Raw genomic sequence first — 25,086 nt, 5'->3', positions numbered from 1 at the left:
ATGGCCAAAACGTTATACGAGAAATTATTTGATGCCCACGTGGTCTTTGAGGCGCCAAACGAAACGCCGCTGCTGTACATCGACCGCCACCTGGTGCATGAAGTCACCTCTCCGCAGGCGTTTGACGGTCTGCGTGCGCACCATCGTCCGGTACGTCAGCCAGGGAAAACCTTCGCCACGATGGATCACAACGTCTCGACGCAGACTAAAGACATTAATGCCTCCGGTGAAATGGCGCGTATCCAGATGCAGGAGCTGATTAAGAACTGTAACGAGTTCGGCGTCGAGCTGTATGACCTGAATCACCCGTATCAGGGCATCGTCCATGTGATGGGGCCGGAACAGGGCGTCACCCTGCCGGGCATGACCATCGTCTGCGGCGACTCCCACACCGCCACCCACGGCGCGTTTGGTGCGCTGGCCTTCGGCATCGGCACTTCTGAGGTAGAACATGTACTGGCGACGCAAACTCTGAAACAGGGGCGCGCTAAAACCATGAAGATTGAAGTCACGGGCAACGCCGCGCCGGGCATTACCGCCAAAGACATCGTGCTGGCGATCATCGGTAAAACCGGCAGCGCCGGCGGCACCGGGCACGTGGTTGAATTTTGCGGCGACGCTATCCGCGCGCTGAGTATGGAAGGCCGCATGACGCTGTGCAATATGGCGATTGAGATGGGCGCCAAAGCCGGTCTGGTCGCCCCGGATGAAACCACTTTCAACTACGTAAAAGGGCGTTTGCACGCGCCGAAGGGCCGCGATTTTGACGAAGCCGTCGAGTACTGGAAAACGCTGAAAACCGATGACGGTGCGACCTTTGATACTGTCGTCACCCTGCGAGCAGAAGAGATCGCGCCGCAGGTGACCTGGGGCACGAATCCGGGCCAGGTGATTTCCGTCACCGACATCATCCCCGATCCCGCCTCCTTTAGCGATCCGGTTGAGCGCGCCAGCGCCGAAAAAGCGCTGGCTTATATGGGCTTACAGCCTGGCGTACCGTTAACGGACGTTGCTATCGATAAAGTCTTTATCGGCTCTTGTACCAATTCGCGCATTGAAGATTTGCGCGCGGCGGCGGAAGTCGCCAAAGGGCGCAAAGTGGCGCCGGGCGTGCAGGCTCTGGTGGTACCGGGTTCAGGTCCGGTGAAAGCGCAGGCGGAAGCGGAGGGTCTGGACAAGATCTTTATCGAAGCAGGATTTGAATGGCGCTTACCGGGCTGTTCCATGTGCCTGGCCATGAATAATGACCGCCTGAACCCGGGCGAGCGCTGCGCATCCACCAGCAACCGTAACTTTGAAGGCCGTCAGGGCCGCGGGGGTCGCACGCATTTAGTCAGCCCGGCGATGGCCGCCGCTGCCGCCGTTACCGGCCACTTCGCCGACATTCGCAGCATCAAATAAGGAAACTACCATGGCAGAGAAATTTACCCAGCATACCGGCCTGGTTGTCCCACTGGATGCCGCCAACGTCGATACCGATGCAATTATCCCTAAACAGTTTTTGCAGAAGGTTACGCGTACCGGTTTTGGCGCCCATCTGTTTAACGACTGGCGTTTCCTGGACGAAAAGGGTCAACAGCCAAATCCGGAATTTGTACTGAACTTTCCGGAATATCAAGGCGCGTCGATTCTGCTGGCGCGGGAAAACTTTGGCTGCGGCTCGTCGCGCGAGCATGCGCCGTGGGCGCTGACCGACTACGGCTTTAAAGTGGTGATCGCGCCAAGCTTCGCCGACATCTTCTACGGCAACAGTTTCAATAACCAACTGCTGCCGGTAACCCTGAGCGACGCACAGGTCGATGAGCTGTTTGCTCTGGTGAAAGCCAATCCGGGCATTAAATTTGAAGTGGATCTGGAAGCACAGGTGGTGAAAGCAGGCGATAAGACCTACAGCTTTAAAATCGACGACTTCCGCCGCCACTGCATGTTGAACGGTCTGGACAGCATTGGGCTGACGCTGCAGCACGAAGACGCGATTGCCGCCTACGAAAATAAACAACCGGCATTTATGCGGTAACCTTTCACGCCTTACCGGGCCTACAGGTTATGCAATATCACCAGGTTGCCACTATATCCTGTAGGCCTGATAAGCGTAGCGCCATCAAGCGCCGGGTTACTCATCAGTCGCTCATGCCGGGGATATTCCGGCATTTTTTATACGTCTTTTACTCGCCCGGTCATCACCTGCGTGACCACAGAAACCGCCGTATAAATCCCGTTGAGACGCCGTCCCATCGTCGTCATCCAGAAACAGCCGAAATAAAAAAAGCCAGCAGATATTATCTGCTGGCGGGTGATTTTAGGCTATCGCCTACACCAATACTCAGTCACACATGATGTCTGCAATTGGCTTCAATCGGTCGCCTCCCACTGCATCAGTTCCGCGAGCATTTTTAAGCGCTGCGGCGCGCTCAGGCAAGCCAGCCAGGACGTTTTTTCCGTCGCGGCAAAATATCTCAACCAGAACTGGCGCATAGTGACCTCTTCCTCTTGCTTCATCGAAAGATATTATTGGCCTAATATAGGGATAATAAAATTGCTGAGTTTTTCATCGGAGTTCCCCTTTTATGCCCTCAGGTCGCCTGCAACAACAATTTATCCGTCTCTGGCAATGTTGTGACGGTAAAACGCAAGACACCACGCTTAATGAGCTGGCGGATCTGCTGAACTGTTCGCGTCGCCATATGCGTACGCTGCTAAATACGATGCAGGCGCGCGGTTGGCTAACATGGGAAGCCGAGGTCGGACGCGGAAAGCGTTCGCGTCTGACGTTCCTGTATACCGGACTGGCGCTGCAACAGCAGCGGGCGGAAGACCTGCTGGAACAAGATCGAATCGATCAACTGGTACAACTGGTCGGCGATAAAAGCGCTGTCAGGCAAATGCTGATTTCCCATCTGGGACGCAGCTTCCGCCAGGGGCGGCATATTCTGCGGGTTCTTTACTATCGTCCGATGCACAATCTCCTGCCGGGAACCGCATTACGTCGCTCGGAAACCCATATTGCCCGGCAAATTTTCAGTTCGCTCACGCGGGTAAATGAGGAAAACGGGGAACTGGAAGCGGACATTGCGCACCACTGGCAGCAAATTTCCCCTTTACTGTGGCGCTTCTACCTGCGCCCTGGCATTCATTTTCATCATGGCCGCGAGCTGGAGATGGAAGATGTCATCGCCTCGCTGACGCGTATCAATACGCTTCCGCTTTACTCGCACATCACAAAGATAGACTCCCCTACCGCGTGGACGCTGGATATTCATCTTTCCCAGCCGGATCGCTGGTTGCCGTGGCTGCTGGGCCAGGTCCCGGCGATGATTTTGCCGCGGGAGTGGGAAACGCTGGCTAATTTCGCCAGCCACCCTATCGGCACCGGGCCTTATGCCGTGCGGCGTAATACGCCGAACCAACTCAAGATACTCGCCTTTGATGACTACTTCGGCTATCGGGCGTTGATAGACGAAGTGAACGTCTGGGTACTGCCGGATATCAGTGAAGAACCGGCCTGCGGCTTGATGCTGGAAGGGCCGATACAAGGCGGTGAAAAAGCGATAGAAAGCCGACTGGAAGAGGGGTGCTATTACCTGCTATTCGACGCCAGAACGCCGCGCGGCGCGCATCCGCAGGTCAGAGAATGGGTAAGCCACGTCCTCTCCCCCACCAATTTACTCTATCATGCCGATGAACCGCTACAGCAGCTCTGGTTCCCGGCCTATGGGCTTTTACCGCGCTGGCATCACGCCCGTCCAGGCCCGGGCGAAAAACCCGCCGGGCTGGAAACCCTCACGCTGACCTTCTATCGCGAACACATTGAGCACCGGGTTATCGCCCGTATCATGAGCGCGCTTCTGGCTGAACATCAGGTGCATCTGCATATTCAGGAGACCGACTACGATCAATGGCACGCCGGCGAGATCGAAAGCGATATCTGGCTCAATAGCGCTAACTTTACGCTGCCGCTGGATTTCTCGCTGTTCGCGCACCTGTGCGAAGTACCGCTCTTGCAGAACTGCATTCCGCGCGACTGGCAGGGCGACGCCGCGCAGTGGCGCGCTGGCGAGATGAACCTGGCGACCTGGTGCCAGCAACTGCTGGCCAACAAAGCGATTGTGCCGCTGATCCACCACTGGCTGATTATCCAGGGACAACGCAGTATGCGCGGGCTGCGCATGAATACCCTCGGCTGGTTTGATTTTAAATCGGCGTGGTTTGCGCCGCCAGATCCTTAACGCCAGCTCTTGATTGCTGCCCGGCAACAAAATCACTACACTAACGCCGAACTCAACGGGGTGCCGCGCTCATGCGCGCGCTGAGAAAATACCCGTCGAACCTGATCCGGATAATGCCGGCGAAGGGATTTGAGGCTACCTCTCAAGTCCTTTGCCACTCTTTAACTGAGGTGCAAAGTGTTAAAAAAATATCTTCCGCTTTTACTCCTGTGCGCGGCGCCTGCTTTCGCCAAACCCGTTCTCACCGTCTATACCTACGACTCGTTCGCCGCCGACTGGGGGCCAGGCCCGGCGGTGAAAAAAGCGTTTGAAGCCGATTGCAACTGCGAGCTGAAACTGGTGGCGCTGGAGGATGGCGTTTCGCTGCTCAACCGCCTGCGGATGGAGGGGAAGAACAGCAAAGCCGATGTGGTGTTGGGGCTGGACAACAATCTGCTGGAAGCGGCCACGCAAACTAAGCTCTTTGCCAAAAGCGGCGTGGCGAATGAGGCGGTCAAGGTGCCCGGCGGCTGGAAAAACGACACATTTGTGCCGTTCGATTACGGCTATTTCGCCTTTGTCTACGATAAAAGCAAGCTGAAAAATCCGCCGAAAAGCCTGAAAGAACTGGTCGAGAGCGATCAAAAATGGCGGGTGATTTATCAGGACCCGCGTACCAGTACGCCAGGGCTGGGGCTGTTACTGTGGATGCGCAAAGTCTATGGCGATAACGCGCCGCAGGCCTGGCAAAAACTGGCGGCCAAAACGGTGACGGTGACGAAAGGCTGGAGCGAGGCCTACGGTTTATTTCTGAAAGGTGAAAGCGATTTGGTGCTCAGTTACACCACCTCTCCGGCGTATCACATTATTGAAGAGAAGAAGGACAATTACGCCGCCGCGAACTTCAGCGAAGGCCATTACTTACAGGTAGAAGTCGCGGCGCGTACCGTCGCCAGTAAGCAGCCGGAACTGGCGGAGAAATTCCTCAAATTTATGGTTTCTCCGGCGTTTCAGAACGCCATACCCACCGGCAACTGGATGTACCCGGTAGCGGACGTCGCCCTACCAGCAGGGTTTGAATCATTGGCAAAACCCGCCACAACGCTGGAATTCACGCCGCAACAAGTGGCAGCACAACGCCAGGCATGGATTAGCGAATGGCAACGCGCCGTCAGCCGTTAATTCCCGGCTGGCTGATTCCGGGGCTGTGCGCCGCCGCGCTGATGATAACCGTCTCGCTGGCGGCCTTTCTGGCGCTTTGGCTGAACGCGCCGTCGGGCGCGTGGTCGACAATCTGGCGGGATAGCTACCTGTGGCATGTGGTGCGCTTCTCATTCTGGCAGGCGTTTCTGTCCGCAGTGCTGTCTGTGGTCCCGGCGGTTTTTCTCGCCCGCGCGCTTTATCGACGCCGTTTTCCTGGACGTCTGGCGCTGCTGCGTCTGTGCGCCATGACGCTGATTCTGCCGGTACTGGTTGCCGTGTTCGGCATTCTTAGCGTGTATGGCCGTCAGGGCTGGCTGGCCTCGCTGTGGCAGATGCTGGGGCTTCAGTGGACATTCTCCCCCTACGGCTTGCAGGGCATTTTACTGGCGCACGTCTTTTTTAACCTGCCAATGGCGAGCCGTTTGTTGCTGCAATCTTTGGAAAGCATTCCCGGCGAGCAGCGCCAGCTCGCCGCCCAGCTCGGTATGCGCGGCTGGCATTTTTTCCGCTTTGTCGAATGGCCGTGGCTGCGCCGCCAAATTCCGCCCGTCGCGGCGCTGATTTTTATGCTCTGCTTCGCCAGTTTCGCAACGGTCCTGTCGCTCGGCGGCGGCCCGCAGGCCACCACTATCGAGCTGGCTATCTTTCAGGCGCTCAGTTATGACTACGATCCCGCCCGCGCGGCGATGCTGGCATTAATCCAGATGGTCTGCTGCCTGGCGCTGGTACTGCTAAGCCAACGGCTGAGCAAAGCGATTGCGCCGGGGATGACGCTGACGCAGGGTTGGCGCGATCCTGATGATCGTCTCCACAGCCGTCTGACGGACGCCTTATTAATCGTGCTGGCGCTGCTGCTGCTGCTTCCGCCGCTGGTCGCCGTGGTGGTCGATGGCGTCAACCGCAGCCTGCCGGAGGTGCTGGCGCAACCCATTCTGTGGCAGGCTGTCTGGACATCGCTACGCATTGCGCTGGCGGCGGGCGTTCTGTGTGTGGTGCTGACCATGATGCTACTGTGGAGTAGCCGCGAGCTACGCCAACGCCAGCAAGTCTTCGCCGGACAAACGCTGGAACTCAGCGGAATGTTGATCCTCGCGATGCCGGGGATCGTGCTGGCGACAGGCTTCTTTTTACTGCTCAATAACAGCGTTGGCTTACCGGAATCCGCCGACGGCATCGTGATTTTCACCAATGCGCTGATGGCAATCCCCTACGCGCTAAAAGTCCTGGAAAACCCAATGCGCGATATTACCGCCCGTTATGGAATGCTGTGCCAGTCATTAGGAATTGAAGGCTGGTCGCGGTTAAAGGTCGTGGAACTGCGGGCGCTGAAACGTCCGCTGGCGCAGGCGCTGGCGTTTGCCTGCGTACTTTCTATCGGTGATTTTGGCGTCGTCGCGCTTTTCGGCAATGACAATTTCCGCACGCTGCCGTTTTATCTGTATCAGCAGATCGGCTCCTACCGCAGCCAGGACGGCGCGGTGACCGCGCTGATACTGCTGCTGCTCTGCTTTACGTTATTTACCCTCATAGAGAAACTACCGGGCCGACATGCTAAAACTGATTGATATCACCTGGCTTTACCATCATTTGCCGATGCGTTTTACGCTGGCGGTAGAACGCGGCGAGCAGGTGGCGATTCTTGGCCCCAGCGGCGCGGGGAAAAGCACGTTGTTGAATTTAATTGCCGGTTTTCTTGCGCCTGCCAGCGGTACGTTACTGATTGCCGGTGACGATCATACGCTTACGCCGCCCTCACGCCGTCCGGTCTCAATGCTGTTTCAGGAGAATAATTTATTCAGCCACCTGAATGTGCAGCAAAATATCGGTCTGGGGCTAAACCCCGGGTTAACGCTCAACGCCAGCCAGCGGGAAAAACGGGACGCTATCGCATGTCAGATGGGCATTGAGAGTCTGATGACGCGTTTACCGGGCGAACTGTCCGGCGGCCAGCGTCAGCGGGTAGCGCTGGCGCGCTGCCTGGTACGTGAACAGCCGGTACTGCTGCTGGATGAACCGTTCTCCGCGCTCGATCCCGCGCTGCGCCAGGAGATGCTGACGTTGGTCAGCGATATCTGCCGCGAGCGACAGCTCACGCTGTTGATGGTCTCGCACAGCGTGGAAGATGCGGCGCGAATTGCGCCCCGGTCAATCGTCGTGGCCGACGGACGCATTGCGTGGCAAGGCAAAACAGACGAGCTACTAAGCGGTCAAGCCAGCGCCTCAGCGCTATTGGGCATCAAATCCCATATTTTGTAGGCCGGATAAGGCGAAGCCGCCATCCGGCAAAGGAATCGTTAGTAACCCACAACTTTGCGCAGAATATCGATATATACCGGCATCAGCGGGTGGCGAACCAGCACCACCAGCGCGACCACGCCGATCCCGAGCGTCAACGGCGCCAGATACAGCAAACGGCTGCGGGGGAAATACGCGGTTAAACGATCGACTGCCGCTTTGCCGCTGCGCCACAGCCGCCAGCATAGCCAGCCTCCGACCCACAGCAGCAACGCCGTCGCCAGCAGCAGCCATTTGAAGTCTCCGCTCTGCATATCGGAAGGAATATCGATTGCCGCTCCCGCCAGAATGCCCGGCAGGAAATAAAACGGCGGCCACAGCAAACAGCCAATCAAGTTCGGCCCAATAAATTTCGCCACGGGAAGATCCAGCATCCCTGCCACCATCGGCACCAGCGGCCTCGTCGGACCGACAAAACGTCCGACCAGGATCGTGAACATACTGTGCTGATGCAGCGCGTGTTCGGTTTTATCCAGCAGCGACTTGTTCTTTTTCATAAAAGACCAGCGGTGTAGCGGCTTTTTAAAGCGCCACCCCAGCCAGAACGAAATCCAGTCGCCCATCAGACAGCCGATAATACCCACCAGCCAGGCATGCCAAAAATTGAGCTCGCCGCTGCCGATAAGCGCGCCCAGCCCCGCCATCAGTACCGTGCCGGGTAAAATCAACCCCACCAGCGCCAGCGATTCCAGGAAGGCGACCAGCAACACGGCGATAAGCGAATACAGAGTGGATTGGGTGATAAAGTGTTCCAGCAGTGCTTGCATAGTGTGTCCGTCAGCGTGATGAAGCAGGGATTCTGCTTACCCCGTCCCCCTTCGTCAAGCCGTCAATTATCCGAATAGTTACGGCTTATGACATCTTTGTGGACACATCATTCACTTTTTATTCACATCCGGCCCTGAACTCGCTAGGACTTGCCCCGGTGCATTTTTTAAATACCCGCGAAAAATAGAGCTGATCGTCAAATCCAACATTGCGCCCAACGGACGCTATCGGCATTCGCGTAGTGCTAAGCAGAAGTTTCGCCTGGCTGATACGCTGATCTTCGCGCCAGCTCAATACGCTAATGCCTAACTGCTGGCGGAACAGATGCGATAACCGGGAGGGCGACAGGCAGACATGCTGGGCGACGCTGGCGATATCAAAATGACTGTCCGCGAGATGGTCGCTGATATACTGGCAGGCATCGCGCACACGGCTATCCATCGGCGGGTGCAACGACTCATTAATTACCGCCATACGTCTGAGCAACAGCTGCTCCAGCAGATTGATCGCCAGTAGCTCAGAATAGCGGCCTTCCCCTTGCCCGGCGCTGATGATCTGCCCGAACAGTTCGCTGAAATGCGGCTGGCGCGCCTCGTCCGGGCGGAAAAATCCTGTCTGGGCAAAGATTGTCGGCCAGGTCAGCCACTCCTGCCAGTAGGCGCGAGGCCGGAAATAAACCCACTGATGATACCACTCGCTGGCGTCCGGATGCCGTCCATAGTGATGAATCTCGCCCGGCGGAAACAATAATATATCGCCAGGCCGACAGACAAACTGCTCGCCATTATTATTAATGACGCCCTCTCCGCGGATGGTCAGGTTAAGAATATATCCCTTCATGCCCAACGGACGATCGATAAAAAAATCCAGGTATCCATTCGCTTCAATTGGCGTCAGTCCGGCGACCAGATGGGCATTAAATGAATATCCCGGCAATAGCGGATCATTTTGCGTTTCAGCCATGATTTCTCTACCCCCCGATGTTCAGAGAAGAAACAAATTGTCCATATTGACCAGGACGACAGAGCTTACGTCTCCGCAAGACCTTGCGCTTGATGAAAGCACGTATCAACCCCGCTTGTGAAAAGCGCTTTGTAACAAAAGCGTACAGTTCAGGCGATAAAATTAAGTAACAGAAGTGTCTATAACTATGGCTGGAATGTCCACATTGAATATTTGCACAGCGTCACACTTTGCAAAGCATTAGCATTTTTGTCCATAAGATTAGCGGATCCTGCCTGACGGTTTTTGCCGCGACTCTCTACTGTTTCTCCATACCTGTTTTTCTGGATGGAGTAAGACGATGGCAATTGCAATTGGCCTCGATTTTGGCAGTGATTCAGTGCGCGCTCTGGCAGTGGACTGCGCCACCGGCGACGAGATCGCCACCAGCGTAGAGTGGTATCCGCGCTGGCAAGAAGGCCGTTATTGCGACGGCCCGAACAACCAGTTCCGTCATCATCCGCGCGACTACATGGAGTCAATGGAGGCCGCGCTGAAAGCCGTTCTGGCACAATTAAGCGCCGCGCAACGCGCAAATGTCGTTGGCATTGGCGTTGACAGCACCGGCTCTACGCCAGCGCCGATTGACGCCGACGGTAACGTCCTGGCACTGCGTCCGGAGTTCGCCGAGAACCCGAATGCGATGTTTGTGCTGTGGAAAGATCACACCGCGGTGGAAGAGGCCGACGAAATCACTCGTCTGTGCCATAAGCCAGGCAAGGTCGACTACTCCCGCTATATTGGCGGCATTTACTCCAGCGAATGGTTCTGGGCGAAAATTCTGCACGTCACCCGCCAGGATAGCGCCGTCGCGCAGGCCGCCGTCTCGTGGATTGAACTGTGTGACTGGGTGCCGGCGCTGCTTTCCGGCACCACTCGCCCGCAAGATATCCGCCGTGGCCGCTGCAGCGCCGGGCACAAAACACTGTGGCATGAAAGCTGGGGCGGTCTGCCGCCCGCGAGCTTCTTTGATGAACTCGATCCGTGCATTAACCGTCATCTGCGCTACCCGTTATTTAGCGAAACCTTCACCGCCGATCTGCCCGTGGGCACCCTGTGCGCCGAATGGGCGCAGCGCCTCGGCTTGCCGGAAAGCGTGGTGATTTCCGGCGGCGCGTTCGACTGTCACATGGGCGCGGTCGGCGCGGGCGCACAGTCCAATACGCTGGTAAAAGTCATCGGCACGTCTACCTGCGACATTCTGATTGCGGATAAACAGAGCGTCGGGGATCGCGCCGTGAAAGGCATTTGCGGTCAGGTTGACGGCAGCGTGGTGCCGAACTTTATCGGTCTGGAAGCGGGGCAATCTGCTTTCGGCGATATCTACGCCTGGTTTAGCCGCGTGTTGAGCTGGCCGCTGGAACAACTTGCCGCGCAGCACCCGGAACTGAAACCCCAGATTAACGCCAGCCAGAAGCAGCTACTGCCAGCGCTCACCGACGCCTGGGCGAAAAATCCGTCCCTGGATCACCTGCCGGTGGTGCTCGACTGGTTTAACGGTCGCCGCACGCCCAATGCTAATCAGCGTCTGAAAGGCGTCATTACCGATCTCAATCTCGCCACCGACGCACCAGCGCTGTTTGGCGGTCTGGTCGCCTCGACCGCCTTCGGCGCGCGCGCCATTCAGGAGTGTTTTACCGATCAGGGTATCGCGGTCAATAACGTGATGGCGCTTGGCGGCATCGCCCGTAAAAATCAGGTCATTATGCAGGTCTGCTGCGACGTACTGAATCGTCCGTTGCAGATCGTCGCTTCCGACCAGTGTTGCGCATTAGGCGCCGCTATCTTTGCCGCCGTCGCTGCGAAAGTCCATGCCGACATTCCAGCCGCCCAGCAAAGCATGGCGAGCGCGGTAGAACGCACTCTGCGCCCCCACCCTGAACAGGCGCAACGCTTCGAACAGCTTTACCGCCGCTACCAGCAGTGGGCGCTAAGCGCAGAACAACATTATCTTCCGACTGCCGCGCCGGCGCCAACGACCCCGGCCAATCAGGCAATCCTGACTCATTAAGGACACGACAATGACGATTTTTGATAATTATGAAGTATGGTTTGTGATTGGCAGCCAGCATTTGTATGGCGCAGAAACCCTGCGTCAGGTCACCCAACATGCCGAGCATGTGGTCAACGCGCTGAATACCGAAGCCAAACTGCCATGTAAGCTGGTATTAAAACCGCTGGGCACCTCGCCGGATGAGATTACCGCCATTTGTCGTGACGCCAATTATGACGATCGCTGCGCGGGGCTGGTGGTCTGGCTGCACACCTTCTCCCCGGCCAAAATGTGGATCAACGGGCTGAGTATCCTTAACAAACCACTACTGCAATTCCATACCCAATTTAACGCCGCCCTGCCGTGGGACAGCATTGATATGGACTTTATGAACCTGAACCAGACTGCGCACGGCGGCCGAGAGTTCGGTTTTATCGGCGCGCGGATGCGTCAGCAGCACGCGGTCGTCACTGGCCACTGGCAGGATAAAGAGGCCCATACGCGTATCGGCGCCTGGATGCGCCAGGCGGTCTCTAAACAGGATACTCGCCAGCTAAAAGTCTGCCGCTTCGGCGACAATATGCGTGAAGTCGCAGTGACTGACGGTGATAAAGTGGCCGCGCAAATCAAATTTGGCTTTTCGGTCAATACCTGGGCGGTCGGCGATCTGGTGCAGGTGGTGAATTCTATCGGCGACGGCGATATCAACGCTCTGATTGACGAGTATGAAAGCAGCTATACCCTGACGCCCGCCACCCAAATCCACGGCGATAAACGCCAGAACGTGCGAGAAGCGGCGCGTATTGAACTCGGTATGAAGCGTTTCCTGGAACAGGGCGGCTTCAACGCCTTTACGACGACATTTGAAGATTTGCACGGCCTGAAACAACTCCCGGGTCTGGCCGTACAGCGTCTTATGCAACAGGGCTACGGCTTTGCGGGCGAAGGCGACTGGAAAACCGCCGCTCTGCTTCGCATTATGAAAGTGATGTCAACCGGTCTGCAGGGCGGCACCTCATTTATGGAGGATTACACCTACCACTTCGAGAAAGGCAACGATCTGGTGCTCGGCTCGCACATGCTGGAGGTGTGTCCGTCCATCGCGGTGGAAGAGAAACCGATCCTCGACGTCCAGCACCTCGGCATTGGCGGCAAGGAAGATCCGGCGCGTTTGATTTTCAATACCCAAACCGGCCCCGCGATCGTCGCCAGCCTGATCGACCTCGGCGATCGTTATCGCCTGCTGGTCAACTGCATTGACACCGTAAAAACGCCGCACTCCCTGCCGAAACTGCCGGTAGCTAACGCGCTGTGGAAGGCGCAGCCGGATCTGCCGACCGCCTCCGAAGCGTGGATTCTGGCTGGCGGCGCGCACCATACCGTCTTCAGCCACGCGCTGGATCTGAACGATATGCGCCAGTTCGCAGAAATACACGATATCGAAATCGCGGTAATTGATAATGATACCCGTCTGCCGGCCTTTAAGGACGCGCTGCGCTGGAACGAGGTGTATTACGGGTTCAAACGTTAATTGGTGAAACGGATTGCCCGGCGGCACTGCATTTACCGGGCCTACGGTCCTGTAGGCCGAATAAGGCATTTATGTCGCCATCCGGCACACCGTCGCTCGTAGGCCGGATAAGCGAAGCGCCATCCGGCAGGGAGAAAACAATGTTAGAAGATCTCAAACGCCAGGTACTGGAAGCTAATCTGGCGCTGCCAAAACACAACCTGGTCACCCTTACCTGGGGTAACGTCAGCGCCGTCGATCGCGAACGCGGCGTACTGGTGATTAAGCCGTCCGGCGTCGATTATAGCGTCATGACCGCTGACGATATGGTGGTGGTCAGTCTGGAGAGCGGTGAAGTCGTTGAAGGTCATAAGAAACCGTCGTCCGATACGCCAACCCACCGTCTGTTGTACCAGGCATTTCCGACTATCGGCGGCATCGTACACACCCATTCGCGCCACGCGACTATCTGGGCGCAGGCGGGTCAGCCGATTCCGGCGACGGGAACCACCCATGCCGACTATTTCTACGGTACGATTCCCTGCACTCGCAAAATGACCGAGGCGGAAATTAATGGCGAGTATGAATGGGAAACGGGCAATGTCATTGTTGAAACCTTTGAAAAACAAGGTATTGACGCCGCTCAAATGCCCGGCGTGCTTGTCCATTCGCACGGCCCGTTTGCCTGGGGTAAAAATGCCGAGGATGCCGTGCATAACGCCATCGTGCTGGAAGAAGTGGCCTATATGGGGATCTTCTGCCGCCAGCTTGCGCCGCAGTTGCCCGACATGCAGCAATCCCTGCTGGATAAACACTATCTACGCAAACACGGCGCAAAAGCCTATTACGGGCAGTAATGCCTCTAAAAACGCGTCCCATGGGGGGCGCGTTGATGAATCTGGTCGGTGATATATTCAGCAAATGCGCTTTGATAGACGTAATGATCAGAACTCACATATTCAATAATATTATCATAATGCCCCTGCCACGCTTTTCCTTCCAGCGCATGGAAGAAAATATAATCTTCGATTGTTGACTGCCAGCGTTGCCCATTTAACAGATAATTAATAATGGTATCCCGATGTCCGTTTTTTCTGTCGTGTCCTTGCCAGTGAAAAAAAGCATTGCCGTTTTCAATAATCTCGGTACGCCAAATTTGTTCTGTCCATGTTTTATACTCAAAAAATCGACTCACGGTTTTTATGGAAGGGTTAGCGCGTTGAGTATTGACGAAAAGATAACGGTCGCTCCCTACCAGACGCGCCTGCATACTCACATTCATAAAAGATCATTCCCGAATACCACAAATTTTGATAAAAACACCCGCACCCGAAAGTCAAAATAAAATTATATTCTAAAATAAAAATTAAATTATGCAGAGAGTTCCCGACGAATTCGCACTGTAATCCATTTTTATTTAACCATAGCGGCCAATTGGAATATTATATTTCTACCTGACGGTGCGGATGTTCCAAATGAAATTGTTACACTTTTCATTAAGTAAAACAAACAAAAAATATCGCTTTTTTGTTAATCCGAGAAATAAGTAACAGATTCGAACAAGCGCCTTTCTGAAAAATACTGAATGTATGAAAACAGACTTGACACAAAACAGCTAATACATGGGTAAAAATGGTAAATAAACATGATTCAAAATTAGCAGTTATAGGATAATTATATCTGCTGTATATACCGGCATCATTATATTGATAAATATACGTCAGCAAAAATATCTGACGCTAAAAGCCATTTTATCGTTAAAATATCCATTACACCCGTCACGGGGAACGAACTCATTCATGAAATATCGCTACATCATCAGAATCGCGGCAGGCATAATTCTCATTATGGCTACGGTGTTTATCCATAATGCCATCGCTATTTATCAGTTCAGTCAGCAAAACCAGACGCGCGTAGCTGACTGCGCGATTGTCGCAGGAGCAGGCGTTAGCGGAAAAACGCCTTCTCCCGTTTTTCAGGCCAGACTGGATCATGCCATCTGGCTTTACCAACAACACATTGTCCGCGCGTTGGTATTAACCGGCGGCTACGGCGCTGGCGCAACGGTTTCCGACGCGGCGATAGCCCGTCAATACGTTCTGGAAAAAGGGATTCCGGCTAAGGCGATTTTTATTGAAGAGCGCTCTACCGTGACGCGCGAAAATATTCGTTACGCAAAACAGATACTGCGACAACAACAATGGCGCACAGCATTACTGGTCAGCGATCCGCTGCATATGCTGCGTCTGAAAACTATCGCTCAGGATAATGGTATCGATAGCCGCTCATCACCCACGCGATCCACCCGCTATAAATCCTGGTGGGCGAAAACCCGCTTCTTACTGCGAGAAACTTTTTATTACAGCGGATATCGGCTTTTACGTTATATGCCTGTACAAAATAACAGTATCACCCCCTAAAACAGGTTATAATTAGCGTGAATTTTTTAGACAGGTAATCATCGTGGCGCAGGCAGGCTTCATTTTAACCCGGCACTGGCGGGATACGCCGCAAGGGACGGAGGTCTCTTTCTGGCTGGCGACAGACAACGGCCCTGTGCAGGCGACGCTGGCGCCGCAAGAGTCCGTGGCGTTTATTCCGACCAGCCAGACCTCCCGCGCCGCCTCGCTGCTACAGGCGGAAAAAGACTATCGCCTGACGCCGCTCCAGCTGCGAGACTTTCATCGTCAGCCGGTATCCGGTCTGTATTGCCGCACTCACCGCCAGCTTATGCGGATGGAGAAACTGCTGCGCGAAAACGGCGTCACCGTTTATGAAGCGGATGTACGCCCGCCGGAACGTTACCTGATGGAGCGTTTTATTACGTCGCCCGTTTGGGTAGACGGCGAGATGCGCAACGGCGTTATCCGCAATGCGCGTCTTAAACCCCACCCCGACTATCGACCGCCGCTAAAATGGGTCTCGCTGGATATCGAAACCACGCGACACGGCGAACTGTATTGCATTGGTCTGGAAGGCTGCGGCCAGCGTACCGTTTATATGCTGGGTCCGGCGAATGGCGATGACCGCCAACTGGACTTCGAGCTTGTGTATGTCGCCAGCCGCCCGCAGTTGCTGGAAAAACTCAACGCCTGGTTTGCCGAACATGATCCTGACGTCATCATCGGCTGGAACGTGGTGCAGTTCGACCTGCGTATGCTGCAAAAACATGCCGAACGCTACCGTATCCCTTTACGGCTGGGGCGAGACAATAGCGAACTGGAGTGGCGCGAACATGGCTTCAAAAACGGCGTTTTTTTCGCCCAGTCCAGAGGGCGAGTCATTATCGATGGTATCGACGCGCTTAAATCCGCGTTCTGGAATTTTTCGTCTTTTTCGCTGGAAGCCGTCTCGCAGGAACTGCTCGGCGAAGGAAAATCCATTGATAATCCCTGGGATCGTATGGATGAGATCGATCGCCGCTTTGCCCAGGATAAACCCGCCCTCGCCACCTACAACCTGAAAGACTGCGAGCTGGTCACGCGCATTTTCCATAAAACCGAGATCATGCCGTTTTTGCTGGAACGCGCGACGATCAACGGCCTGCCGGTCGATCGCCACGGCGGTTCGGTCGCCGCATTCGGGCATCTTTACTTTCCGCGAATGCACCGCGCCGGCTATGTCGCGCCCAATCTCGGCGAAGTGCCGCCGCTGGCAAGTCCCGGCGGCTACGTAATGGATTCACAACCCGGATTATACGATTCAGTACTGGTGCTGGATTATAAAAGCCTGTACCCGTCGATTATCCGCACGTTTTTGATTGATCCCGTCGGGCTGGTCGAAGGCATGGCGCAGCCGGATCCGGAACACAGTACCGAAGGTTTCCTTGACGCCTGGTTTTCACGAGAAAAGCACTGCCTGCCGGAAATTGTTAGCCAAATCTGGCACGGGCGCGATGAAGCCAAACGTCAGGGCAATAAACCGCTCTCGCAGGCGCTTAAAATCATTATGAACGCCTTTTATGGCGTACTCGGCACCACGGCCTGTCGCTTTTTCGATCCCCGTCTGGCGTCGTCAATCACCATGCGCGGTCATGCGATTATGCGCCAGACCAAAGCGCTGATTGAGGCGCAGGGTTATGACGTGATCTATGGCGATACCGATTCCACTTTCGTCTGGCTCCGGCGCGCGCATTCAGAAGCCGATGCGGCGGAAATCGGGCACAGGCTGGTGCGTCACGTGAACGAATGGTGGGCGCAGACGTTACAACAGCAAAATTTGACCAGCGCGCTGGAGCTGGAGTTTGAAACCCACTTTTGCCGTTTTCTGATGCCGACCATCCGCGGCGCGGATACTGGCAGTAAAAAACGCTACGCGGGCCTGATTCAGGAAGGCGACAGCCAGCGCATGGTATTTAAAGGTCTGGAAACGGTGCGGACCGACTGGACGCCGCTGGCGCAGCGCTTTCAACAGGAGCTGTATCTGCGTGTTTTTCGCAATGAACCTTATCAAGACTATGTGCGTGAGACTATCGATAAACTGATGGCGGGCGAACTGGACGCACAGCTGGTTTATCGTAAGCGTCTGCGTCGCCCTTTACATGAGTACCAACGTAACGTTCCGCCGCACGTTCGCGCCGCCCGGCTGGCGGATGAACAAAACCTGAAGCAGGGTCGTCCGGCGCAGTATCAGAATCGCGGCGCCATAAAATATGTCTGGACTGTTAACGGCCCCGAGCCCGTGGATTACCAGCAGTCGCCGCTGGATTACGAACACTATCTTACTCGCCAGCTACAACCCGTGGCGGAAGGAATTCTTCCCTTCGTTGAAGATAATTTTGCTACACTACTGACCGGGCAACTGGGGCTATTTTGACGCGTGACGAAAGCGCCGCCTTCCAGTACCATAGCGCCCTTTCCATTCCTGGACCTAATTAACGCCACTACCACATTAGCCTGGTAGCGGGGTCGTATACTCGCAATTATCCAGTGCTGTCGCCTGGGAATGGCGAGTAATGCCTGCAATTAAAGATATAGAGCCGAACACATATGCCTTTTACACTTGGTCAACGCTGGATCAGCGATACAGAAAGCGAGCTGGGACTTGGAACCGTTGTTGCGATGGATGCGCGAACCGTCACCTTACTTTTCCCGTCCACTGGGGAAAACCGCCTGTATGCGCGCAGTGATTCTCCCGTGACCCGCGTCATGTTCAACCCTGGCGATACGATTACAAGCCATGAAGGCTGGCAGCTACATATCGATGAAGTAAAAGAAGAAAATGGCCTGCTTGTTTATGTCGGCACCCGCCTGGATACCGAAGAGACCAATGTGACGTTGCGCGAGGTTCTGCTCGACAGCAAGTTGGTTTTCAGTAAGCCCCAGGATCGTCTGTTCGCCGGTCAAATCGATCGAATGGATCGGTTCGCGCTGCGCTATCGCGCCCGTAAATTTCAGAGCGAGCAGTACCGGATGCCATACAGCGGCCTGCGCGGCCAGCGGACCAACCTGATCCCGCATCAGCTTAATATCGCTCATGATGTGGGTCGTCGCCACGCGCCGCGCGTACTGCTGGCGGATGAAGTGGGCTTAGGTAAAACCATTGAAGCCGGGATGATTCTGCATCAACAGTTATTATCCGGCGCGGCGGAACGCGTATTGATCATTGTTCCGGAAACCCTGCAACACCAGTGGCTGGTAGAAATGCTGCGCCGTTTCAACCTGCGCTTCGCGCTGTTCGATGACGAACGCTATACCGAAGCGCAGCACGACGCGTATAACCCGTTTGAAACCGAACAACTGGTGATCTGCTCGCTGGATTTCGCCCGCCGTAATAAGCAGCGTCTGGAACATTTGTGCGACGCCGAGTGGGATCTGCTGGTGGTCGACGAAGCGCATCATCTGGTGTGGAGCACCGATGCGCCGAGCCGTGAATATATGGCCATCGAACAGTTAGCTGAACGCGTACCGGGCGTGCTGCTGCTGACCGCCACGCCAGAACAGCTGGGGATGGAAAGCCATTTCGCCCGTCTGCGCCTGCTGGATCCGAACCGTTTCCACGATTTCGAACAGTTTGTCGAAGAACAGAAAAACTACCGTCCTGTCGCCGATGCGGTGGCCATGCTGCTGGCGGGCAATAAACTCAGCAACGACGAACTGAACAGGCTGGGCGATCTGATCGGCGAACAGGATATTGAACCGCTGTTGCAGGCCGCTAATAGCGATCGCGACGACGCGCAGGCCGCCCGTGATGAGCTGGTGTCGATGCTGATGGATCGCCACGGCACCAGCCGCGTTCTGTTCCGCAACACCCGTAACGGCGTCAAGGGGTTCCCGAAACGTGAACTGCATACGGTAAAACTGCCGCTGCCGACCCAGTATCAGACCGCCATTAAGGTCTCCGGCATTATGGGCGCGCGTAAAAGCGCGGAAGATCGCGCCCGCGATATGCTCTATCCGGAACAAATTTATCAGGAGTTCGAAGGCGATACCGGCACCTGGTGGAACTTCGACCCGCGCGTTGAGTGGCTGATGGGCTATCTGACCAGCCATCGTTCGCAAAAAGTGCTGGTGATCTGCGCCAAGGCGACCACCGCGTTACAGCTGGAACAGGTGCTGCGCGAACGCGAAGGCATCCGCGCCGCCGTGTTCCATGAGGGCATGTCGATTATTGAACGCGACCGCGCCGCCGCCTGGTTCGCCGAAGAAGATACCGGCGCGCAGGTGCTGTTATGTTCCGAAATCGGCTCCGAAGGACGTAACTTCCAGTTTGCCAGCAATCTGGTGATGTTCGACTTGCCGTTTAACCCGGATCTGCTGGAACAGCGTATTGGTCGTCTGGATCGTATCGGCCAGGCGCATGATATCCAGATCCACGTCCCGTACCTGGAAAAAACCGCCCAGTCGGTGCTGGTTCGCTGGTATCACGAAGGGCTGGACGCCTTTGAGCACACCTGCCCGACCGGTCGCGCGATTTATGATTCAGCCTACGCCAGTCTGATTAACTATCTGGCCGCGCCTGAAGAAACCGACGGGTTTGACGATCTGATCAAATCCTGCCGCGAACAGCATGAAGCGCTAAAAGCCCAGTTAGAACAGGGCCGCGACCGCCTGCTGGAGATCCACTCCAACGGCGGAGAAAAAGCCCAACAGCTCGCACAAAGCATTGAAGAACAGGACGACGACACCAACCTGATCGCGTTCGCCATGAACCTGTTCGATATCGTCGGCATTAACCAGGACGATCGCGGCGACAACCTGATCGTGCTGACGCCGTCCGACCACATGTTGGTGCCGGATTTCCCTGGCCTGCCGGAAGACGGCTGTACTATCACGTTTGAACGTGACGTAGCCCTGTCTCGCGAAGATGCGCAGTTTATTACCTGGGAACATCCGCTCATCCGTAACGGACTGGATCTGATCCTCTCCGGCGATACCGGCAGCAGCACCATTTCGCTGTTGAAAAATAAAGCGCTGCCAGTCGGCACGCTGCTGGTCGAACTGGTTTACGTCGTGGAAGCGCAGGCGCCGAAACAGCTACAACTGAACCGCTTCCTGCCGCCGACGCCGGTACGTATGCTGTTAGATAAAAACGGCAACAATCTGGCCGCCCAGGTCGAGTTTGAAACCTTCAACCGCCAGCTCAGCGCCGTGAATCGCCACACCGGCAGCAAACTGGTGAACGCCGTGCAACAGGACGTCCACGCCATTTTGCAACTGGGCGAGACGCAGATTGAAAAGTCCGCCAGAGCGCTAATTGATAACGCGCGTCGCGAGGCGGATGAAAAACTGTCCGGGGAACTGTCGCGTCTGGAAGCGCTGCGCGCCGTCAACCCGAACATTCGCGACGACGAACTTGCCGCTATCGACAGCAACCGTCAGCAGGTGCTGGAAAGCCTGAATCAGGCAGGCTGGCGTCTGGACGCGCTGCGTCTTATCGTCGTCACGCACCAATAACGGAGCCGTACATGGGGATGGAAAACTACAATCCGCCGCAGGAACCCTGGCTGGTTATCCTGTATCAGGATGAGCACATTATGGTGGTCAATAAGCCCAGCGGCCTGTTGTCCGTGCCGGGGCGTCTGGAAGCGCACAAAGACAGCATTATGACGCGTATCCAGCGCGACTACCCGCAGGCAGAATCGGTGCATCGTCTGGATATGGCCACCAGCGGCGTGATTGTAGTGGCGCTGACCAAAGCCGCGGAGCGGGAGCTAAAACGCCAGTTCCGCGAACGTGAGCCGAAAAAGCAGTATGTGGCGCGCGTATGGGGTCATCCCTCCCCGGCGGAAGGGCTGGTTGACTTACCGCTCATCTGCGACTGGCCGAACCGGCCAAAGCAGAAAGTGTGTTATGAAACCGGCAAACCGGCGCAAACGGAATATAACGTGGTGGAGTTTGCGGCGGATAATACCGCCCGCGTGGTGCTCAAGCCGATCACCGGACGTTCGCATCAGCTTCGTGTGCATATGCTGGCGTTAGGCCACCCGATTTTAGGCGATCGGTTTTACGCTTCGCCGGAAGCGTTGTCGCTGGCGCCGCGTTTGCAGTTACACGCCGAAATGCTGACCATTACCCATCCCGCTTACGGCACCAGCATGACGTTTAAAGTCCCGGCAGATTTTTAAATTCGGAGCCAATTTATGCCGGGGCGCTTCGCCTATCCGGCCTACATTCATTAACGTAGGCTGGATAAGGCGCTAGTCGCATCCGGCAATTCAATCACTTGAAGCCTTTCTGTTCTTTGATTAGCTCATACGCTTTCTGAATTTCCTGCGCTTTTTGCTTCGCCATTTCCATCATTTCCGGCGGTAAACCTTTCGCGACCAGTTTGTCCGGATGATGCTCGCTCATCAGTTTGCGATAAGCGCGTTTAATGGTGGTTGCATCGTCGGTGGTTTTAACCCCCAGCACATTACAGGCATCTTCCAGCGTCGGACCGCGCTGCGCCTGCTGCCAGCCGCCGCCGGACTGTTGATGATAACCGCCGCCAAACTGCGCGCCGCCCTGCATCATGCGCAGAAACTGATCGAACTGTACGCGGGAAATACCTAGCTCTTCCGCAATCACATACAGCACTTCCCGCTCATTAGGGTGTAGCGAGCCATCGGCAAACGCTGCCTGGATCTGAATTTCCAGAAACATCCGGATCAGATCAAAACGCCCGAAGCAGACGCTACGAAACTGCCGCATCTTTTCACGTAATGGATAATTATCCGCTTTTCCGACCCGAAAGGCGTTCTGCGCGGCAGTACGTGAATCGCCGTGTAAATTCATACGATCCATCAACTGACTGGCGATATGAATATCCGCTTCCGTCACCCGTCCTTTTGATTTGGTTAAGTGGCCCATTACCTCAAAGGTGGTGGCAAAAAACAGCGCCTGCCGTTCCCGCTGGTTGGCAAACCACGCCATTTTTCGGCTGCGGGCTTTGTCGAACATATGGCCCACCAGCAGACCCAGGACCACGCCCCAAAAGCCGCCGCCCATCATCAGGGCTACGGCGACGCCAATTATCTTTCCCCAGTACTGCATAGACTCCCCAAAACGTTACGCTATCGGTGAGGCTATCTCCCACAAAATAAGGTGCTTTTCTGCGAATGAAGGCTACGGTCAATTGTGGGACATCGCCTATAATTTGCATTATCATACCTGTCATTCAATGCCGTGCCTAACACCACAGACGCTAAACGGCAGGATTAACACTGGCGCAGCGAAGATGAGTAAGTTAGGCTGTGACCGTTTGTCACGCGCAACGCTACCGATGATGGAACAATAAATACAACGTATGAAAAAACGTATTCCCACTCTTCTGGCCACCATGATCGCCAGCGCCCTTTATAGTCATCAGGGGCTGGCAGCCGATCTCGCCTCACAGTGTATGTTGGGCGTGCCGAGCTACGATCGTCCTCTGGTAAAAGGCGATACCAACGATCTGCCGGTTACTATCAATGCCGATAACGCTAAAGGTAACTACCCGGACGATGCCGTTTTTACCGGCAACGTGGACATTATGCAGGGGAATAGCCGCCTGCAAGCGGATGAAGTGCAGCTTCATCAGAAGCAGGCGGAAGGTCAGCCGGAACCTGTACGCACCGTCGATGCGCTGGGTAATGTGCATTATGATGACAATCAGGTCATCCTTAAAGGGCCGAAGGGCTGGGCGAACCTGAACACCAAAGACACGAACGTCTGGGAAGGCGATTACCAGATGGTGGGCCGTCAGGGGCGCGGTAAAGCTGATCTCATGAAGCAGCGCGGCGAAAACCGTTATACCATTCTGGAAAACGGCAGCTTTACCTCCTGTCTGCCTGGCTCCGATACCTGGAGCGTGGTGGGGAGTGAAGTCATCCATGACCGTGAAGAACAGGTTGCGGAGATCTGGAACGCCCGGTTTAAAGTAGGTCCGGTTCCGATCTTTTATAGCCCCTATTTACAGCTACCCGTCGGTGACAAACGTCGCTCAGGTTTCCTGATCCCGAACGCGAAATACACGACCAAGAACTATTTCGAGTTCTACTTACCGTATTACTGGAACATCGCGCCCAATATGGACGCCACCATCACCCCGCACTATATGCACCGCCGCGGCAATATTATGTGGGAGAACGAATTCCGTTATCTCACGCAGGCAGGCGCCGGGTTGATGGAATTAGATTATCTGCCTTCTGATAAAGTCTACGAGGACGAACATCCCAAAGAGGGCGATAAGCACCGCTGGTTATTCTACTGGCAGCACTCAGGCATGATGGATCAGGTGTGGCGTTTTAACGTCGATTACACCAAAGTCAGCGACTCCAGCTACTTTAATGATTTCGACAGTAAGTACGGTTCCAGTACCGACGGCTACGCAACGCAGAAATTCAGCGTCGGCTACGCCGTACAAAACTTTGACGCTACGGTGTCGACCAAACAATTCCAGGTCTTTAACGATCAAAACACCAGCAGCTACTCTGCGGAGCCGCAGTTAGACGTTAACTACTACCATAACGATCTCGGGCCGTTTGATACCCGGATTTACGGCCAGGCGGTACATTTCGTCAACACAAAAGACAATATGCCGGAAGCGACCCGCGTCCACCTGGAGCCAACCATCAATTTGCCGCTCTCCAACCGCTGGGGCAGCCTGAACACCGAAGCGAAGCTGATGGCGACGCACTATCAGCAAACGAATCTGGACAGCTATAACAGCGATCCAAACAATAAAAATAAGCTGGAAGATTCGGTTAACCGCGTCATGCCGCAGTTTAAAGTCGACGGTAAGCTCATCTTCGAACGCGATATGGCGATGCTGGCGCCGGGGTATACCCAGACGCTGGAACCACGCGTGCAGTACCTGTATGTGCCGTACCGCGACCAGAGCGGCATCTATAACTACGATTCTTCTTTGCTGCAATCCGACTATAACGGCCTGTTCCGCGACCGCACTTATGGCGGTCTCGACCGTATTGCTTCCGCCAACCAGGTCACGACCGGCGTCACAACACGCATTTATGATGATGCCGCCGTTGAACGTTTTAACGTTTCTGTTGGTCAAATCTACTATTTCACGGAGTCTCGCACCGGCGATGACAACATTAAATGGGAGAATGACGACAAAACCGGTTCGCTGGTTTGGGCAGGCGACACTTACTGGCGTATTTCAGAACGCTGGGGGCTGCGTAGCGGAGTGCAGTACGATACCCGTCTGGATAGCGTCGCTACCAGCAGCAGCAGCCTCGAATACCGTCGGGATCAGGATCGTCTGGTACAGTTGAACTACCGCTATGCCAGCCCGGAATATATTCAGGCTACGTTGCCTTCGTATTATTCCACGGCAGAGCAGTATAAAAACGGTATCAACCAGGTGGGCGCGGTGGCAAGTTGGCCGATTGCCGATCGCTGGTCGATTGTCGGCGCGTACTACTTCGATACCAATTCGAGCAAACCTGCAGACCAGATGCTCGGCTTGCAGTACAACTCTTGCTGCTATGCGATCCGCGTCGGATACGAACGTAAGCTGAACGGTTGGGATAACGATAAACAACACGCGATTTATGATAACGCGATTGGCTTCAACATTGAGCTGCGCGGTTTGAGCTCTAACTACGGCCTCGGCACGCAAGAAATGTTGCGTTCGAACATTCTGCCGTACCAAAGCTCTATGTAATCTGATTGATTTACAACGTAATC

Annotated in this window: 19 protein-coding genes and 1 riboswitch; of the genes, 14 read left to right on the top strand and 5 right to left on the bottom strand. The window is 55.2% G+C overall.

Annotated elements, in window-relative coordinates:
• Positions 1-1,401, top strand: a complete 1,401-nt coding sequence (leuC, locus tag EOS97_RS14095; RefSeq protein ID WP_001140632.1) for a 3-isopropylmalate dehydratase large subunit — start codon at positions 1-3, stop codon at positions 1,399-1,401.
• Between the two features lie 10 nt (positions 1,402-1,411).
• On the top strand, positions 1,412-2,017 hold the full coding sequence (gene leuD, locus EOS97_RS14090; protein ID WP_000818267.1) for a 3-isopropylmalate dehydratase small subunit: 606 nt from the start codon (positions 1,412-1,414) through the stop codon (positions 2,015-2,017).
• Positions 2,018-2,352: 335 nt separating this feature from the next.
• Here leuD and sgrT read toward each other — a convergent pair whose 3' ends face one another.
• Complete coding sequence (sgrT, locus tag EOS97_RS14085; RefSeq protein WP_001248755.1) at positions 2,353-2,475, bottom strand: glucose uptake inhibitor SgrT; 123 nt, start codon at positions 2,473-2,475, stop codon at positions 2,353-2,355.
• Between the two features lie 92 nt (positions 2,476-2,567).
• On the opposite strand from sgrT, the gene sgrR reads away from it, so the two are divergent.
• The 4 genes from sgrR to thiQ all read left to right on the top strand — a co-directional run bounded on the left by sgrR (position 2,568) and on the right by thiQ (position 7,664).
• A complete protein-coding gene (sgrR, locus tag EOS97_RS14080; protein WP_001139031.1) occupies positions 2,568-4,226 on the top strand; it encodes an HTH-type transcriptional regulator SgrR in 1,659 nt (552 codons plus the stop codon).
• Between the two features lie 46 nt (positions 4,227-4,272).
• A riboswitch (TPP riboswitch) is annotated at positions 4,273-4,372 on the top strand.
• Positions 4,373-4,403: 31 nt separating this feature from the next.
• Positions 4,404-5,387: a thiamine ABC transporter substrate binding subunit gene (gene thiB, locus EOS97_RS14075; protein WP_000915326.1), complete on the top strand. Its 984-nt coding sequence runs from the start codon at positions 4,404-4,406 to the stop codon at positions 5,385-5,387.
• Positions 5,363-6,973: a thiamine/thiamine pyrophosphate ABC transporter permease ThiP gene (gene thiP / locus EOS97_RS14070; protein ID WP_000235639.1), complete on the top strand. Its 1,611-nt coding sequence runs from the start codon at positions 5,363-5,365 to the stop codon at positions 6,971-6,973. The genes thiB and thiP overlap by 25 nt, the downstream gene beginning before the upstream one ends.
• Entirely contained in the window at positions 6,957-7,664 is a 708-nt protein-coding gene (thiQ, locus tag EOS97_RS14065) for a thiamine ABC transporter ATP-binding protein ThiQ (RefSeq protein ID WP_000915962.1), read from the top strand. Before thiP ends, thiQ begins: the two co-directional genes overlap by 17 nt.
• A 38-nt stretch (positions 7,665-7,702) precedes the next feature.
• Here thiQ and EOS97_RS14060 read toward each other — a convergent pair whose 3' ends face one another.
• A complete protein-coding gene (locus EOS97_RS14060) occupies positions 7,703-8,470 on the bottom strand; it encodes a DedA family protein (RefSeq protein WP_001148369.1) in 768 nt (255 codons plus the stop codon).
• 118 nt (positions 8,471-8,588) lie between these two features.
• Positions 8,589-9,434 carry an arabinose operon transcriptional regulator AraC gene (araC, locus tag EOS97_RS14055; protein ID WP_000852385.1) on the bottom strand — a complete coding sequence of 282 codons (846 nt, stop codon included), beginning with the start codon at positions 9,432-9,434 and terminating at the stop codon, positions 8,589-8,591.
• 340 nt (positions 9,435-9,774) lie between these two features.
• On the opposite strand from araC, the gene araB reads away from it, so the two are divergent.
• The 3 genes from araB to araD all read left to right on the top strand — a co-directional run bounded on the left by araB (position 9,775) and on the right by araD (position 13,833).
• On the top strand, positions 9,775-11,484 hold the full coding sequence (gene araB, locus EOS97_RS14050) for a ribulokinase (RefSeq protein WP_000951823.1): 1,710 nt from the start codon (positions 9,775-9,777) through the stop codon (positions 11,482-11,484).
• Between the two features lie 10 nt (positions 11,485-11,494).
• Positions 11,495-12,997: an L-arabinose isomerase gene (gene araA / locus EOS97_RS14045; protein ID WP_000151694.1), complete on the top strand. Its 1,503-nt coding sequence runs from the start codon at positions 11,495-11,497 to the stop codon at positions 12,995-12,997.
• Between the two features lie 140 nt (positions 12,998-13,137).
• On the top strand, positions 13,138-13,833 hold the full coding sequence (gene araD, locus EOS97_RS14040; protein ID WP_000888683.1) for an L-ribulose-5-phosphate 4-epimerase: 696 nt from the start codon (positions 13,138-13,140) through the stop codon (positions 13,831-13,833).
• Between the two features lie 5 nt (positions 13,834-13,838).
• On the opposite strand, the gene EOS97_RS14035 is transcribed toward araD, so the two are convergent.
• A complete protein-coding gene (locus EOS97_RS14035; protein ID WP_001103154.1) occupies positions 13,839-14,258 on the bottom strand; it encodes a DUF4751 family protein in 420 nt (139 codons plus the stop codon).
• A 517-nt stretch (positions 14,259-14,775) separates the two neighbouring features.
• Between EOS97_RS14035 and EOS97_RS14025 the strand changes: the two genes are divergently transcribed.
• The 4 genes from EOS97_RS14025 to rluA all read left to right on the top strand — a co-directional run bounded on the left by EOS97_RS14025 (position 14,776) and on the right by rluA (position 21,542).
• Positions 14,776-15,396 carry a YdcF family protein gene (locus tag EOS97_RS14025; RefSeq protein ID WP_000877511.1) on the top strand — a complete coding sequence of 207 codons (621 nt, stop codon included), beginning with the start codon at positions 14,776-14,778 and terminating at the stop codon, positions 15,394-15,396.
• A gap of 43 nt (positions 15,397-15,439) precedes the next feature.
• The gene (polB, locus tag EOS97_RS14020) at positions 15,440-17,791 is read left to right on the top strand and encodes a DNA polymerase II (protein ID WP_000035722.1); all 2,352 of its coding nucleotides are present in this window, start codon (positions 15,440-15,442) and stop codon (positions 17,789-17,791) included.
• Positions 17,792-17,964: 173 nt separating this feature from the next.
• The gene (gene rapA / locus EOS97_RS14015) at positions 17,965-20,871 is read left to right on the top strand and encodes an RNA polymerase-associated protein RapA (protein ID WP_001116966.1); all 2,907 of its coding nucleotides are present in this window, start codon (positions 17,965-17,967) and stop codon (positions 20,869-20,871) included.
• Positions 20,872-20,882: 11 nt separating this feature from the next.
• Positions 20,883-21,542: a bifunctional tRNA pseudouridine(32) synthase/23S rRNA pseudouridine(746) synthase RluA gene (gene rluA / locus EOS97_RS14010; protein ID WP_000525198.1), complete on the top strand. Its 660-nt coding sequence runs from the start codon at positions 20,883-20,885 to the stop codon at positions 21,540-21,542.
• 94 nt (positions 21,543-21,636) lie between these two features.
• Here the strand turns inward: rluA and djlA are convergent, their stop codons facing one another.
• The gene (gene djlA / locus EOS97_RS14005) at positions 21,637-22,449 is read right to left on the bottom strand and encodes a co-chaperone DjlA (protein ID WP_001200595.1); all 813 of its coding nucleotides are present in this window, start codon (positions 22,447-22,449) and stop codon (positions 21,637-21,639) included.
• Between the two features lie 253 nt (positions 22,450-22,702).
• Here djlA and lptD point away from each other — a divergent pair, with 253 nt between their 5' ends.
• Positions 22,703-25,063, top strand: a complete 2,361-nt coding sequence (gene lptD / locus EOS97_RS14000) for an LPS assembly protein LptD (RefSeq protein WP_000746118.1) — start codon at positions 22,703-22,705, stop codon at positions 25,061-25,063.
• Positions 25,064-25,086: the final 23 nt, after the last annotated feature.

The organism is Salmonella sp. SSDFZ54 (assembly GCF_004010735.1).
Classification (GTDB): Bacteria; Pseudomonadota; Gammaproteobacteria; order Enterobacterales; family Enterobacteriaceae; genus Salmonella; species Salmonella enterica.
Note: the sequence above shows the minus strand (reverse complement) of the source record. Positions and strands in the feature narration are given on the sequence as shown.

Coding starts and splice junctions, on each gene's coding strand:
- leuC (WP_001140632.1), top strand. CDS start 1: ATGGCCAAAACGTTATACGAGAAATTATTTGATGCCCACGTGGTCTTT.
- leuD (WP_000818267.1), top strand. CDS start 1,412: ATGGCAGAGAAATTTACCCAGCATACCGGCCTGGTTGTCCCACTGGAT.
- sgrT (WP_001248755.1), bottom strand. CDS start 2,475: ATGCGCCAGTTCTGGTTGAGATATTTTGCCGCGACGGAAAAAACGTCC.
- sgrR (WP_001139031.1), top strand. CDS start 2,568: ATGCCCTCAGGTCGCCTGCAACAACAATTTATCCGTCTCTGGCAATGT.
- thiP (WP_000235639.1), top strand. CDS start 5,363: ATGGCAACGCGCCGTCAGCCGTTAATTCCCGGCTGGCTGATTCCGGGG.
- thiQ (WP_000915962.1), top strand. CDS start 6,957: ATGCTAAAACTGATTGATATCACCTGGCTTTACCATCATTTGCCGATG.
- EOS97_RS14060 (WP_001148369.1), bottom strand. CDS start 8,470: ATGCAAGCACTGCTGGAACACTTTATCACCCAATCCACTCTGTATTCG.
- araC (WP_000852385.1), bottom strand. CDS start 9,434: ATGGCTGAAACGCAAAATGATCCGCTATTGCCGGGATATTCATTTAAT.
- araB (WP_000951823.1), top strand. CDS start 9,775: ATGGCAATTGCAATTGGCCTCGATTTTGGCAGTGATTCAGTGCGCGCT.
- araA (WP_000151694.1), top strand. CDS start 11,495: ATGACGATTTTTGATAATTATGAAGTATGGTTTGTGATTGGCAGCCAG.
- araD (WP_000888683.1), top strand. CDS start 13,138: ATGTTAGAAGATCTCAAACGCCAGGTACTGGAAGCTAATCTGGCGCTG.
- EOS97_RS14035 (WP_001103154.1), bottom strand. CDS start 14,258: ATGAATGTGAGTATGCAGGCGCGTCTGGTAGGGAGCGACCGTTATCTT.
- EOS97_RS14025 (WP_000877511.1), top strand. CDS start 14,776: ATGAAATATCGCTACATCATCAGAATCGCGGCAGGCATAATTCTCATT.
- rapA (WP_001116966.1), top strand. CDS start 17,965: ATGCCTTTTACACTTGGTCAACGCTGGATCAGCGATACAGAAAGCGAG.
- rluA (WP_000525198.1), top strand. CDS start 20,883: ATGGGGATGGAAAACTACAATCCGCCGCAGGAACCCTGGCTGGTTATC.
- djlA (WP_001200595.1), bottom strand. CDS start 22,449: ATGCAGTACTGGGGAAAGATAATTGGCGTCGCCGTAGCCCTGATGATG.
- lptD (WP_000746118.1), top strand. CDS start 22,703: ATGAAAAAACGTATTCCCACTCTTCTGGCCACCATGATCGCCAGCGCC.